This is a genomic window from Allosphingosinicella sp. (assembly GCF_046295735.1).
Taxonomy (GTDB): Bacteria; Pseudomonadota; Alphaproteobacteria; order Sphingomonadales; family Sphingomonadaceae; genus Allosphingosinicella.
The window spans coordinates 53,133-65,661 of record NZ_JBKBMQ010000002.1 but is presented as its reverse complement, the minus strand read 5'-3'; the positions used below and the strand labels follow the sequence as shown (position 1 = coordinate 65,661).

Genomic DNA, 12,529 nt, shown 5'->3' with positions numbered 1-12,529 from the left:
GGGCTGCTGTGGTGCGCCGCCGTGGGCCTGGCGCTGATCCTCATCGCCGCCGCCGTCCTGATCGACCGCGCGCGGCGGGGGTGATCAGCAGCGGGCGAGTCGCCCGTCCGGATCGTGCCGCGCCCACCGCTTCGCGACCCTGGCGCGGATCTGCGCGCAGCTGAGATCGTCGCCGGCGGGCGTGCGGCAGAAGGCGACGGCGCGGCCGTAGCTGGTGCCGACCTGTTCGCAGCGCAGCTTCTGCCCCAGCGCGAGCCGCTCCAGCGACGCCTTGGCTTCCGCGCCCGACGCGCGCGGGCACGGGTGGCCGGGGGAGCAGCTGTCATCCAGCTCGCGGGCGGCGATGCCGGACAGGCGCACCCGGATCGGCTTGCCGTCCGCGCCCGCTTCGCGGCACCGGATCGGCCCGTCGCCGTCGTGCACGCTGGTGGCGGTGCAGGTGAAGGTGGTCGCCGGCTCGGCCGCCGGTGCCAGATGCGGCCACAAGAATCCGAGCGCGAGCAGCACGATCACCGCGCCCCCGAACAGGCCCCACATCCATTCCCGCGGCGACGGGCGTCCGCGCTTGTCCCTCATCCGTTCTCTCCTCGGCGCATCCGTGTCTAGCACGGTGAGAGCAAATCGACGACCGCATGGCGGCGTTGCCCGCTTTGCGGTAAGTTCGCGCCGCAATGAGCCCCCTCCTCTCCCGACGTCAGATGCTCGGCGGCTTGGCAGGCTGCGGCCTGCTCGGTTCGTCGATGCTTGGTGGCGGGCGCCCGGCCAACGGCTGGAACGCGTCGGCGGGGAACAACAGCTTTGGGGAGGCGGTCCGCCATGCCGCCTCGTCCGGGCAGCCGCTGAGGATCGCCGCGGGTACGTTGCTCGACGTCGCGGAGCCTGTCCGGATCGAACGCGCGCGGGTCGTGGTGGAGGCGGCCGGCGGAGTGGTGCGCGCCGCGCGCGGCCTGATTGGGCCTTGGGTGACCTTCGTCGATTGTGACGTGCGCTTCGCCGGTCCCCTGGCCTTCCAGGGATGGGAGACCGAGGCCGAGTTCTGGCGCTGGGCGCTCGCGAGCCTCGCCCAGCATGACGGCCGCGACCCGCCTTATTCCGCCTCGATCTGGCCGGCACTGCTGTTCCAGGGCGGCAATGTGGAGATCGACGGGTTGATCGGCACCCGCAGCCGCGACGGCGCCGCGGCGCGCAACCTGGTGACGCTGGAGGATTGCGCGTCGCCCGTGGTGCGGAACGTGCGCTTCACCGGTTTTTTCTCCGCCGACGACGGCGACGGGCCGCCGCTGGGGCGCTACTGCCCGGCGATCAGGATCGACGGGGGTCGGGCCCCACTGATCGAGGAATGTCACGCCCGCCAGTGCGGGCAGTTGCTGCTGGCCCAGCGCGGATCGACTGGAGGCCGCGCGGTGGGCGGCAGCTCCACCTTCACCAAGGACAACGGGATCTACATCTCGTCGGGAGAAGGATGGACGGTGACCGGCGGGGAGCACCGCCGCACGCGCGGCTACGGGGTGAAGACGCGGGGATCGTTCAACACGGTGGAGAATGTGCTCGTCGAGGACACGTCGAGCGGAATCGGGCAGACCGGCCGGGGAGTGGCGCTGGACCGGCACGGCGCCAATGGCCGGGGCAACAGGTGCATCGGCAACACCGTTCGGCGCTATTCAGGTTATGGCTACAGCTTCGCCCAGGTGACCGGCCTCGGAGGCCCCGCCGGCGGCGCGTTCCAACGCGACCATCTGTTCAGCCGGTGCGTGGCGGAAGCCTCCGGCCCGGCGCAGCGGCACGCGGCCGTGCGCGCCATCTATGTGGGCGGTGGCAGCCGGATCGAGGACGTGACGGTAAACGGTTTTCGCGGCACGGCCCCGTTGATGCGGAGCTGGGCCGCGATCATCGGCGGACCCGGCGCCGGGGCTCCAGCTCCGCGCATCGAGGCACAGATGAATTTTCGGGATGTGAGCGGCGTGACGCGGCCGCTTCGTCTTCAGAATGCCGGCCCGGCGAGACTGCAGATCCGGGCCGAGGGTGGCAGAGAGCTGGTCGACGTCGTGAACAGCGCGGCGCCGCAGCTTCTATAGCGCAGGTGCCGCGCGGCTGGCGCCCTGCTCGTCGACGACCGCGACCGTCGCGGTCTCGCGCACCACTTCGACCTTTGCCCCATAGGCAAGCTTCCTGGCGTAGCCGATCGCGGCATCGTCGTTGTAGAAGCCGAGGTCCTGCCCTCCGCGGGCGCCATCATTGGTGACAATCCTGAATGAATAGATCGGCATAGCGACCCCCTCCGTTGAGGGAGTCGTACCGTAGATTTACTGGGAGTCGAGTCATATTTCGTCAGGCAACCAGTGCTCGGCCCGCTCGATCGCGCCGGCTGCCTCCTCCATGTCGCGTGCGCGCAGCAGCCGCGCCGTCCGCTCCCGCTCCGCCAGCAGGATCGCCTCGGCCAGCTTCAGCGCCGCCGCGTCCTCGGCCGCCTCGCCGAGCCCGAGCCGCCGCAGATACTCGGCGACGTCCCTCACCGCTCCTTCAGCTCCACGTCCTGCAGGTCCTCGCGCATCTGCGCGTGCACGTCCTCGGCGCGCTCCCGGCTCTCGGTGGTGAAGGTCCAGCGGTCCCCCTCCGCGTCGGTGCCGCTCACCTCATACTTCCTTGCCATGTGTTCCCGTCCTGTTCCAGTTGGCGGATGATCGATTCGCCGCCGAACATGCGCCTGTTGAGCGAGGAGGAGAAGCACGAGCTGCTGCGGACCCTGCTGCGCGCGGTCCGCGCGAAGGACCAGGGCGCGCTCGCGGTGATGATCGCCGATCACCCCGCCTGGCGCCGCCTCCGCATCTACGTCGAGGTGGCGGGAAAGCCCCCTTTCTGGGACGTCGGCACCGGCCCTACGCCAATTCAGGGATAGCTCGGGGCTCCCCATCCCCGGCCTCTTCTTGCTTGTGCCGTAAATCTCATGTCTAACTTCGGTGATGTCGTCTGGATGGGGGGGAATCATGCGTGCTGCACTGCTAATTGGCTGTCTCTTGATGGCGTCGTCACCTGCGGTTGCTAGGGAAAGGGCGGCGCCGCCGGAGCCGGCAGATCACCCAGATTGGGCAGCGGTGCGCTCCCTTGGTGTGGCCGAGATAACTGGCGCGCTGTTCGATCCCGCTAGCGCGCAGATCACTTGGTCAAGCGGCTTTAGGTGGGGCTATGCGAAGCCGCTAATTGGTCGGCGGACCCACGGCTGGATCGCGTGTGGAAGCATAAACGCGAAGAATCGCTTGGGGGGGTACGTCGGTGCCCAGCCATTCTGGATCATGGCTGCTGCCAATGGGACCGTCACAACTGGCATGGTGGCGAACACCATCTCCTCCTGCGATGAAGGAGGCGGGCCGCCCCCCAACCCCGAATTGATTGCGATTTCTCCTGTGGTACCGGGGTCCTCGACAGGGCCGGTGAGCGTTGCCAGTGAGCTGGAAAAGCTCGCCGAACTGCGGGACAGAGGCATCATCACTCAGGCAGAGTTCGAAACTCAAAAGGCTCGGCTCCTCGCTCGTTGAGATCTGCTCTCGCTAGACGGCGATCCGCATCAACGTATGTTCGTGGCCGAGCCTGACAGCCGGCACCACCCGCCTGACCCCCGGCCAGCATCGCGCCCGTGGCTTCCCCAACGCGGAAGTTCAGGAAGGTTCGGCGTGCGCGAAAAATCCCGTCGATCAATGGCCGGATATTGATCGAGGGGGTCGATCAACAGCCCTGCCTGGGGTGGCGCGGCGTCCCACCCGCGCGACGACGTGCCGGCAGCGGGAGGCAAGTGCCGTCCGGTTGGGAGCTGAGTCGCGCGCATTCGCCTCTTGAACCATATCGGTTCGCCTGTAGGAAAGCGGAATCTCGCCGGGGGAGCGCCCAGGGGGGACCGTCCCTATTTTCGCTCGCCGCCCGAAAAAGTGGGGACTTTCCCTATTTTCGGGGGGCGCTGGGGCGCGCGGGTCAGGGAACGGGCACGATGCCGAAGAAGTCGCCGCCCAGTCCCGCCATCATGCAGGGACCCAATATCCGCGCGTCGCGGGAGCCGTGATCGATATAGATCGACTCGCAATAGCTTCGGACAAGGTCGAACGCCGAAGGGTCACTCTTATGAGCTGCGGCGAAGGCAAAGGTGGGGCTGCTCTGACCCCGGAAGATGCGAACCAGGCCGAACGATCGCACATATTCGAACAGGGAATGATCCTGTTCATACAGGCAATCCGGACTCCCGCCTTTTTCGACCAGGCAGAAGCCATAGGCGCTGTCTCGCATCCGCTGGATGTCGATGAGGGATGTCGAGGGATCGAGGGGCCAGTCGTCCGTCGCGCCGAAATATGATTGCACCTGCAGCGTCCGGATTTCCGGATCCTGCGCGAGTGCCGGCGAGCAGAAGAAAGCGACCGCCGCCGCCAGGACTTTGAGACCGTTCATCGCGGGAGCATGTCAGATGGGGAGCATGTCCGCAACGGCGGAAGGCGGGCGTCGATGGGCCAGGCGGCGCCCCATGGCGGAGGCGTGGAACCTCCGCTATGCATCGGGACGGGGTGGGACGCGCCGGGGGCCTGGCCGCGGATCGCCCGAGGGGAGGCGTGGTTGAAGGCTCTGTTCACCTATTCCGCATCCGAGCGCCGCGCGGCCATGACGGCGATCAACCTCTTCTTCAGCGCCCTTCTGGGCGCGAGCCTGGGCGCGATGAGCGAGATGCCGCTCGAGAGATATGCGATGATCATCATCGTCCTGGTCGCCGCCGTGTCCTCGATCTTCGTCGTCGCCTATTCGGAGCGCAAAGCGACGATCCTCAGCACGGGGATCGTCCTCGCGGCGCTGCTGGCGGGAACCATCTGGTCGCCGACCCTGCGATTGCCCGAGGACATGCAGCGGCTGTCCGTCGCACTGCTGATCTGGGTGACCACGCTGGTGGGCACACGCTATTGGCCGGCCGCCGCGCCGCGGGAGAGCGCGGACCGGGCGCCGGCTTCCCAGCTCCTGGACGAAGAAGAGCCCGCCTGACGCGAGGCGCGCGGTTCGAATCGGCAACGCCGGGGCGTCAGGCGCGGGGCGATGCCTCTTCCGCCGCGTTGCGGGGATGTGGCCGGGATGCCGGCGTACGGCCCGGTCGACGCCGCGACGGGAAGCGTCCCGCCGCGCCTGCTGCCGTTCCTCGCCACATCGGCGACCGGAAACTGGCCTGACGCGGCAGGATCACTCGCCGGAGAGCACCGCCGCGTCGGCCGTCCTGGCCACGACGGCCGAGAGCGCGGCGGCGAAGGCGGCCACCGCGGCGTAGCTGGTGGCGAAGGAGGTTCGCAGCCTGTGCCGCGGACACAGGTGGTCCGCCACCTCGACCCGGGCGACCAGGCCGCCCCTCCGGTTCGCCGCGGCGATCTCGAGGCCGAGGATCAGGTCGTCGCCCTGCAGCGTTTCGAAGCCCCACCGCGCCCGCACCGGATCGTCCGGCGCGATCGGATAGCGCGAAAGATCGGCCGCGAAGTCCGCCACGTCCCGCCAGTGGACCCAGAAGCCGCTGCGTGCCGAGAAGTCGTGGGTGATCACTTCAAACGCGAGCCAGCCGAAATCGTCGTCGTGGTCGGCGGCATGGACATATGTGCAGATCAGACGGTCCATCAGGGTCCTTTGCGAGATTGCGACGGGGCGAGCGCACGGTCGCTAGCCATCGTCGGCACGGCGGTCGGGCCGTGTCGGTCCGACGACGTTCAGGGCGCGGGCCGGCATGCGATGGTGATCCGGCTGTGGCCGCCCCGGCGCGGCGGGAGACGAGGGATACGCCAGCCCTCGCCCTCCTCGTCTTCGAAGCGAAGGAAGTTCGCGGCGCAGGCCAGCCGCTCGGGAGCGGGCCGGCCGAGATAGTTTGCGACGCCGCCCTCCCGGAAGAGGCCGAACCGGCAACGAAGCCGGGCCACATCGCCGACGCAAAGCAGGTTCTGGATGTAGAGCGACGGAGCCTCTTCCCCCTCACGCCTGGCATTGGCCCACCGCGCCGCGAGTTCGTTGCCGTTCCCGATCCAGGCGTTGGAAAGAATGTCTCTCCAGATCGCGTCGTGCAGCTGAACCGCCAGCTCCTCCGGAGGCGGCGTCATGCGCGTCTGCGCGCGTGGCGACGTGCATCCCAAGGCGAGAAACGAAGCCAGCACGATGAGACTGAAAGCACGCGACATGGCACGGGACCATAGCCGACCGGTGCCGGAACGCCAGCGGCGGATTTCCGCGGCGGACGGCGATTGGCCGGCACATATGTGCGGGTTGACCGTGGCCGCGGGCAGGTTAGTCGTGGGGCCATGTTGCGGGCTGCGGCTTTGGTGGCGGGATGCATGGCTCTGGGCGGCTGTTCGGACGGTTGTGCGAACCAGGTCGTCGGACGGGCCGATGCGCCGGACGGGCAGCGCAGCGCGGTGATGTTCCAGCGCGACTGCGGCGCGACCACCGGCTGAGCCCCTTATTCGTCCGAGGGGCGGTCGACGAAGTGGATGAGGCGGACGCCGCGGTCGTTGAGGCGGAAGGCGATGCGGGCGAGGCATTTATAGTCGGACGACAAGGGCGCGTAGACGCGGACCGGGCGGCCGGCCGCCCATTCCGCGGCGCGCGCGTCGAACTCGCGGTCGGACAGAACGCGATTGGCGGCTTCGACCTGACAGCGCCGGCGCACGGCGCGCACGACGATCTCGTCCGCCTCCACGGCCGCCGGGGCCGCCTGAGCCGCCTGGCCCGGAGGCGTCGCCGCCGCCAGCAGCATCGCCATCAAAGCCGCCATGTCCCTGCCCTTCCGCTTGCCGGGCGGTCAGTCTGGACGCGCGGACGCGAGAGGTCCAGCCCGTTCAGGCGAGGGCGCGTTCGACCAGGTCTTCCGCGTCGAGGCCGAGGCGGCGGATATGTTCGGCGATCGCCGGCCAGCGATGATCGAGGAAATCGCGCCGCTCCGCCTCGCGCAGCCGTGCCGCGGCGCCGGGCGCGACGAACATGCCCACGCCGCGCTTCACCGTCACCAGCCCCTCGTCCTGGAAGGTCTGGTAGGCCTTGGCGACGGTGAGCGGATTGGCGCCGAAATCGGCCGCCAGGCTGCGCACCGAGGGCAGCGGATCGCCGTCCCGCACCTTGCCGTCGAGGATCATGGCCGCGATGCGGTCGCGGAGGCGGAGATAGACGGGGCGTTCTTCGGACATCGCGTAACAGTGTACTAATACAGCACCGGGGTCAAGCCCCGACGAAAGAGATTCACCCCGAGATTCCGGGGTCCGGGCGCCAGGCGGCGAAGACGTCCGCGAGATCGGGGCGCGGCCGTTCTTCGGGGACGCAGCCGGCCGTGCCCAGGAAGAGGAAGCCGGCGATGCGCTCGTCGGGGCCGCCGAACGCGTCGCGAACGGCGTCGCTATAGGCCGCCCAGCCGGTCACCCAGCCGCCGGCGAACCCCAGCGCGTGGGCGGCGTGGAGGAGATTCATGACCGCGGCGCCGCAGGACAATTGCTGTTCCCAGACCGGGATCTTGGACGGCGCGACCGGACGGAACAGGGCCACGATCAGCTCGGGCGCCTGATGGGCGAAGCGGTCGATCGCCTCGACCTCGAGCCGGCCGGGCGCGGGATTGTCGATCCGGTAGGCGCGGTGGAGCAAATCGGCGAGCGCCGCGCGGCCGTCCGCCGGGACATGGACGAAGTGCCAGGGGTGGAGCTTGCCGTGATCGGGCGTGCGGGCGGCGATCTCCACGATCCGCCGCAGCTCGGCCGCGTTGGGGCCCGGCGCGACGAGGTCGCGCGGCCGCGACGAGCGGCGGGTGCGCAGCAGCGCGATCGGCGAGGAACGGTCGTTCAGCATGGAAAGGGCGCGTAACAGGCCCGACCTACCGTAACAATCCCGCTTCACACGCGCGATAAGGGCGCTACTGTGCCGCTCCTCCTCAAGGCCGCCGTCCGAGCGGTCGGTCAATTCGTTCAGGGAGTTGCGCCCGATGGCCTCCACCGTTCCCGACAGCGGCTACGACACGAAGACCTTCTTCGGTCACCCGCGCGGCCTCTACGTCCTGTTCTTCGCCGAGATGTGGGAGCGCTTCTCCTACTACGGCATGCGGGCGCTGCTGATCTTCTACCTCGTCCAGCATTGGGCCTTTTCGGACGAGCGCGGCTCGGTCATCTACGGCGCCTATACGGCCCTGGTCTACATCACGCCGGTGATCGGCGGCTATCTCGCCGACCGCTATCTGGGGCAGCGCAAGGCGGTGCTGTTCGGGGCGGTCCTGCTCACCTTCGGCCACTTCTTCATGGCGTTCGAAGGCACGGGCGGCCAGGCGGACCCGACCATCAACATCTTCTGGCTGGCGCTGTCCTTCATCATCGTCGGATCGGGCTTCCTCAAGGCCAACATCTCGGTGATCGTCGGTCAGCTCTATCCGCGCACCGACGTGCGCCGCGACGGCGCCTACACCATCTTCTACATGGGCATTAACCTCGGCGCGTTCCTCGGATCGCTGCTGTGCGGCTGGATCGGGCAGAGCTACGGCTGGGCCTACGGCTTCGGCCTCGCCGGATTCGGCATGCTCGCCGGCCTCATCGTGTTCATGATCTTCACCCCGCTGCTGATGGGCAAGGGCGAGTCGCGCGATCCGGCCCGGCTCAACAGCCGGGTGATGGGAATCAAGTTCGAATGGCTGCTCTACCTCGTCGGCATCGCGATGGTGGCGGTGATCTGGGCGCTGATCCAGTATCAGGAGCTGGTCGGCAGCCTGCTGCTCGTCTTCGGCATCGTGCTGGTCGGCTATGTCCTCTTCACCGCGGTGGTGAAGCTGCCGCGCGAGGACCGCGACCGCATCTTCGCGGCGATGTTCCTGATCGTGGGATCGATCCTGTTCTGGGCGCTGTTCGAACAGGCCGGCTCCTCGCTCAACCTGTTCACCGACCGCCATGTCGACCGGACCATGCTCGGCATCGACGTTCCGGCGGCGACCTTCCAATCGATCAACCCGCTCTACATCATCCTGCTGGCGCCGCTCTTCGCCTGGCTGTGGACGACGCTGGGCCGACGCGGGCTGGAGCCGTCGGCCCCGGCCAAGTTCGGCCTCGCCATGGTCCAGCTCGGCGCGGGCTTCCTGGTGCTGGTGTTCGGCGCGCAGGCGATCGGCATCGAGAATCCGACGCCGGTAATCTTCATCTTCCTCATCTACCTCCTCCACACGACCGGCGAGCTGTGCCTGTCGCCGGTGGGCCTGAGCGCCATGAACCGGCTGGCGCCCAAGCATATGGCCAGCCTCATCATGGGCACCTGGTTCTTCGCGTCGGCGACCGGCAATTTCGCGGCCGGCCTGATCGCCGCCGCCACCGGATCGGGCGAGCTGGAAGGCGAATCCGGCGCCGCCAAGGAGATCGTGCTCGACGTCTATTCGACGGTCGGCTGGATCGCGATCGGCGTGGGCGTGGCGGTGATGCTGGTCGCGCCGCTGGTGAAGAAGCTGATGCACCTCGACACGCTCCAGGACGACGAGGAACTCGCCGGCTACAAGGAGCTGGCCGAGAAGCAGGGCCCGGGCATGTTCCCGCAGGACGAAACCAAGCCAAGCCGGGAGCAATATTGATGCGCCTGAAACTGCTCGCCGGCCTGTCGGCCGCGTCCCTCCTCGCCGGCTGCGCCACCGCGGAGCAGCCGCGCGCCGGCTCGGCCTCGGCCGCGTCGGCGCGGGCGGAGGTGGCGGACCCCTATCCGTCGACCTACCGCCCCTATCCGGGCGTCACCACCGCCATCACCGGCGCCACCATCTTCGACGGCGAAGGCGGGCGGATCGAGAACGGCACGGTCGTGCTCGCCGACGGCCGCATCCAGGCGATCGGCGGCGCCGACACGCCGGTGCCGGCCGGCGCCAGCGTGATCGAGGCGCGCGGCCGCTGGGTGACGCCGGGCATCATCGACACCCACTCCCATCTCGGCAACTATCCCTCGCCCGCGGTCGAGGCGCATTCGGACGGCAACGAGATCACCGGCCCGGTGCGCCCGGAAGTGTGGGCCGAACATGCCGTCTGGCCGCAGGATCCGGGCTTTTCCCGCGCGCTCGCCAACGGGGGCGTGACGACGCTCCAGATCCTGCCCGGATCGGCCAACCTGTTCGGCGGCCGGGCGGTCACGCTGCGCAACGTGCCGGCCCGCACGATGCAGCAGATGCGCTTCCCGGGCGCGCCGCGCGGCCTCAAGATGGCCTGCGGCGAAAATCCCAAGCGCGTCTACGGCAGCCGCAACCAGATCCCGCAGACCCGCATGGGCAACGTCGCCCTGATGCGGCAGACCTGGCAGCGCGCGATCGAATATCGCGACCGCCGCGCGCGCGAGCGCAACACCGCCCGCGACTTCGCGCTCGACACCCTGGTCGACGTGCTGAACGGCGACATCATCGTCCACAACCATTGTTACCGCGCCGACGAGATGGCGATCATGATGGACATGGCGAAGGAGTTCGGCTTCCGCATCGCCTCGTTCCACCACGCGGTCGAAAGCTACAAGATCGCCGACCTGCTGCGCGAGAACGACGTCTGTTCGTCGATGTGGGCGGACTGGTGGGGCTTCAAGATGGAAGCCTATGACGCGGTCAACGAGAACATCCCGCTGGTCCACAATGCGGGCGCCTGCGCGATCGTCCATTCGGACGACCCCAACGGAATCCAGCGCCTTAACCAGGAAGCGGCCAAGGCGCTCGCCGACGGCCGGCGGATGGGCATCCAGATCGCCGACGAGGTCGCCTGGACCTGGCTCAGCTACAATCCGGCCCGGGTGCTCGGCATCGCCGAGGAGACCGGCAGCCTGCGCGTCGGCAAGCGCGCCGACGTGGTGCTGTGGAACGGCCATCCCTTCAGCGTCTACACCCGCCCGGAACGCGTCTGGATCGACGGCGCGCTCCTCTACGACATGAACAACCCCGCCTTGCGCCCCGTCTCCGACTTCGAGCTCGGCCAGCCCGGTGAAGGAGACGTGAAATGAGGTTCGTCGGGAACATTCTCCCCGGTACGGGGGGGGCCTGCCGGAGGCTGGTGAAGGAATCCACCGCCTCCATGCTCGCTGCGCTCGCCCCCCTCCACCACCGGCTTCGCCGGCGGTCCCCCTCCCCGTTTCGGGGAGGAGTTGCCCTCCTCGCCCTCCTTGCCGCCGCTCCCGTCTCCGCGCAGACGATCGCGATCACCGGCGGGCGCGTTGTGCTCGGCGACGGATCGGAGCCGATCGACGGCGGCACGGTGGTGATCCGCGACGGCCGGGTGGTGGCCGCGGGCGCCGGCGTGGCCGTGCCCGCGGGCGCGCAGGTGGTGGACGCGTCCGGCCGCTGGGTGACGCCCGGCATCGTCGCCGGCTTCTCCCGCATCGGCCTGATCGAGGTCGACGCCGTGTCCGGCACCAACGACACCGCCGCGGCCCAGGGGCCGTTCTCGGCGGCGATCGACATCACGCCGGCGGTCAATCCCGAAGCCTCGTCGATCGCGGTCAACCGCGCGGCGGGCGTGACCCGCGCCGTGGTCGCGCCGGTCACCGCCCGCTCGATCTTCGCGGGCCAGGGCGCGGTCATCGATCTCGGCGCCGACATGCGGCCGATCACCCGCGGCCGCCATTTCCAGTTCGTGGAACTGGGCGAGCGCGGCGCCTCGGTCGCCGGCGGCAGCCGCCCCTCGGCCCATGCGCTGCTGCGCAACGCGCTGCGCGAGGCGGGCCAGCTGCGCTATCCGATCTCCGGCGGCGGCGGACAGCCGCGCGAGCGGGTCGGCGTCAGCCAGCCGCAGCTGGAGGACCAGCCCGATTTCCGGATGTTCGAGCCGACCGGCCCGCGCCCGACCGACGTGCTGCTCACCCGCTTCGACGCCGCGGCTTTGGTGCCGGTGGTGCGCGGCGAGCAATTGCTGCTGGTCCACGTCAACCGCGCCAGCGACATCCTCCAGACCCTCGCCCTCTCCCGCGAGTTCCCGAACCTGCGGCTCGTGCTGGTCGGCGCGTCGGAAGGCTGGCGGGTGGCGCGGGAGATCGCGGCGGCGCGCGTGCCGGTCATCGCCAACGCGCTCGAAAGCCTCCCCTCCTCCTTCGAGCAGGTGTCGGCGACCCAGTCCAATGTCGGGCGGATGCGCGCGGCGGGCGTCAACGTCGCGATCGGCATGATCAACGACAATGAAGCGCGCCAGATCAGGCTGTCGACGCAATATGCCGGCAACCTGGTCGCCCTGACGCGGATCCCGGGCCATACCGGCCTCAGCTGGGGCGAGGCGTTCGCCGCGATCAGCGCGCGCCCGGCCGAGGCGCTGGGCCTGGACGGCGAGATCGGGTCGCTGCGCCCGGGCCGCCGCGCCGACGTGGTGATCTGGGACGGCGACCCGCTGGAGCTGACCAGCGGCGTCCAGGCGGTGTGGATCGACGGCGTCGCGCAGCCGCTCGAGAATCGCCAGACCCGGCTTCGCGACCGCTACCGCACCGCGACGGAGAGTGAGCTGCCCAAGGCTTACGAGCGCTGACAGGAAGGGCGCGGAAAGCCGCGCCCTTCCTTCGCCGCGCCGGCTGTATTAGG

General features: G+C 69.1%; 18 protein-coding genes. 8 read left to right on the top strand and 10 right to left on the bottom strand.

The window, feature by feature from the left end:
- Positions 1-84: 84 nt before the first annotated feature.
- Entirely contained in the window at positions 85-576 is a 492-nt protein-coding gene (locus tag ACK4K7_RS02975; protein ID WP_431863707.1) for a thermonuclease family protein, read from the bottom strand.
- Between the two features lie 95 nt (positions 577-671).
- Between ACK4K7_RS02975 and ACK4K7_RS02970 the strand changes: the two genes are divergently transcribed.
- The gene (locus ACK4K7_RS02970; protein ID WP_431863706.1) at positions 672-2,075 is read left to right on the top strand and encodes a hypothetical protein; all 1,404 of its coding nucleotides are present in this window, start codon (positions 672-674) and stop codon (positions 2,073-2,075) included.
- Here the strand turns inward: ACK4K7_RS02970 and ACK4K7_RS02965 are convergent.
- Genes ACK4K7_RS02965 through ACK4K7_RS02955 form a run of 3 tightly spaced genes read right to left on the bottom strand, consistent with a single transcriptional unit; the run spans position 2,070 to position 2,650 of the window.
- On the bottom strand, positions 2,070-2,267 hold the full coding sequence (locus ACK4K7_RS02965; RefSeq protein WP_431863705.1) for a hypothetical protein: 198 nt from the start codon (positions 2,265-2,267) through the stop codon (positions 2,070-2,072). The two genes, ACK4K7_RS02970 and ACK4K7_RS02965, sit on opposite strands and share 6 nt — an antisense overlap.
- 51 nt (positions 2,268-2,318) lie before the next feature.
- Positions 2,319-2,513 carry a hypothetical protein gene (locus tag ACK4K7_RS02960; protein ID WP_431863704.1) on the bottom strand — a complete coding sequence of 65 codons (195 nt, stop codon included), beginning with the start codon at positions 2,511-2,513 and terminating at the stop codon, positions 2,319-2,321.
- Entirely contained in the window at positions 2,510-2,650 is a 141-nt protein-coding gene (locus tag ACK4K7_RS02955; protein WP_431863703.1) for a hypothetical protein, read from the bottom strand. The genes ACK4K7_RS02960 and ACK4K7_RS02955 overlap by 4 nt, the downstream gene beginning before the upstream one ends.
- A 27-nt stretch (positions 2,651-2,677) precedes the next feature.
- On the opposite strand from ACK4K7_RS02955, the gene ACK4K7_RS02950 reads away from it, so the two are divergent.
- Together ACK4K7_RS02950 and ACK4K7_RS02945 are read left to right on the top strand one after the other, a co-directional pair.
- A complete protein-coding gene (locus tag ACK4K7_RS02950) occupies positions 2,678-2,896 on the top strand; it encodes a hypothetical protein (protein WP_431863702.1) in 219 nt (72 codons plus the stop codon).
- 88 nt (positions 2,897-2,984) lie between these two features.
- Entirely contained in the window at positions 2,985-3,533 is a 549-nt protein-coding gene (locus tag ACK4K7_RS02945) for an SHOCT domain-containing protein (protein ID WP_431863700.1), read from the top strand.
- A 430-nt stretch (positions 3,534-3,963) separates the two neighbouring features.
- Here the strand turns inward: ACK4K7_RS02945 and ACK4K7_RS02940 are convergent, their stop codons facing one another.
- The gene (locus ACK4K7_RS02940) at positions 3,964-4,431 is read right to left on the bottom strand and encodes a hypothetical protein (RefSeq protein WP_431863699.1); all 468 of its coding nucleotides are present in this window, start codon (positions 4,429-4,431) and stop codon (positions 3,964-3,966) included.
- 162 nt (positions 4,432-4,593) lie between these two features.
- Here ACK4K7_RS02940 and ACK4K7_RS02935 point away from each other — a divergent pair, with 162 nt between their 5' ends.
- Entirely contained in the window at positions 4,594-5,010 is a 417-nt protein-coding gene (locus ACK4K7_RS02935) for a hypothetical protein (RefSeq protein ID WP_431863698.1), read from the top strand.
- 192 nt (positions 5,011-5,202) lie between these two features.
- On the opposite strand, the gene ACK4K7_RS02930 is transcribed toward ACK4K7_RS02935, so the two are convergent.
- A complete protein-coding gene (locus ACK4K7_RS02930) occupies positions 5,203-5,625 on the bottom strand; it encodes a hypothetical protein (protein WP_431863696.1) in 423 nt (140 codons plus the stop codon).
- A gap of 89 nt (positions 5,626-5,714) precedes the next feature.
- The gene (locus ACK4K7_RS02925; RefSeq protein ID WP_431863695.1) at positions 5,715-6,176 is read right to left on the bottom strand and encodes a hypothetical protein; all 462 of its coding nucleotides are present in this window, start codon (positions 6,174-6,176) and stop codon (positions 5,715-5,717) included.
- Between the two features lie 120 nt (positions 6,177-6,296).
- Here ACK4K7_RS02925 and ACK4K7_RS02920 point away from each other — a divergent pair, with 120 nt between their 5' ends.
- Positions 6,297-6,449, top strand: a complete 153-nt coding sequence (locus ACK4K7_RS02920; protein WP_431863694.1) for a hypothetical protein — start codon at positions 6,297-6,299, stop codon at positions 6,447-6,449.
- 5 nt (positions 6,450-6,454) lie between these two features.
- On the opposite strand, the gene ACK4K7_RS02915 is transcribed toward ACK4K7_RS02920, so the two are convergent.
- From ACK4K7_RS02915 to ACK4K7_RS02905, 3 genes are all read right to left on the bottom strand, one after another.
- Positions 6,455-6,769, bottom strand: a complete 315-nt coding sequence (locus ACK4K7_RS02915; protein ID WP_431863693.1) for a hypothetical protein — start codon at positions 6,767-6,769, stop codon at positions 6,455-6,457.
- A 64-nt stretch (positions 6,770-6,833) separates the two neighbouring features.
- Complete coding sequence (locus tag ACK4K7_RS02910; protein ID WP_431863692.1) at positions 6,834-7,178, bottom strand: GntR family transcriptional regulator; 345 nt, start codon at positions 7,176-7,178, stop codon at positions 6,834-6,836.
- 52 nt (positions 7,179-7,230) lie between these two features.
- The gene (locus ACK4K7_RS02905) at positions 7,231-7,827 is read right to left on the bottom strand and encodes a nitroreductase family protein (RefSeq protein ID WP_431863691.1); all 597 of its coding nucleotides are present in this window, start codon (positions 7,825-7,827) and stop codon (positions 7,231-7,233) included.
- A gap of 133 nt (positions 7,828-7,960) precedes the next feature.
- Between ACK4K7_RS02905 and ACK4K7_RS02900 the strand changes: the two genes are divergently transcribed.
- The 3 genes from ACK4K7_RS02900 (at position 7,961) to ACK4K7_RS02890 (ending at position 12,476) form a co-directional block, all read left to right on the top strand.
- A complete protein-coding gene (locus tag ACK4K7_RS02900) occupies positions 7,961-9,577 on the top strand; it encodes a peptide MFS transporter (RefSeq protein WP_431863690.1) in 1,617 nt (538 codons plus the stop codon).
- Positions 9,577-10,968 (top strand): amidohydrolase, encoded by a 1,392-nt coding sequence (locus ACK4K7_RS02895; protein WP_431863689.1) that lies wholly within the window; start codon positions 9,577-9,579, stop codon positions 10,966-10,968. Before ACK4K7_RS02900 ends, ACK4K7_RS02895 begins: the two co-directional genes overlap by 1 nt.
- A gap of 71 nt (positions 10,969-11,039) precedes the next feature.
- On the top strand, positions 11,040-12,476 hold the full coding sequence (locus ACK4K7_RS02890; RefSeq protein WP_431863874.1) for an amidohydrolase family protein: 1,437 nt from the start codon (positions 11,040-11,042) through the stop codon (positions 12,474-12,476).
- The last annotated feature ends 53 nt before the right edge of the window (positions 12,477-12,529 follow it).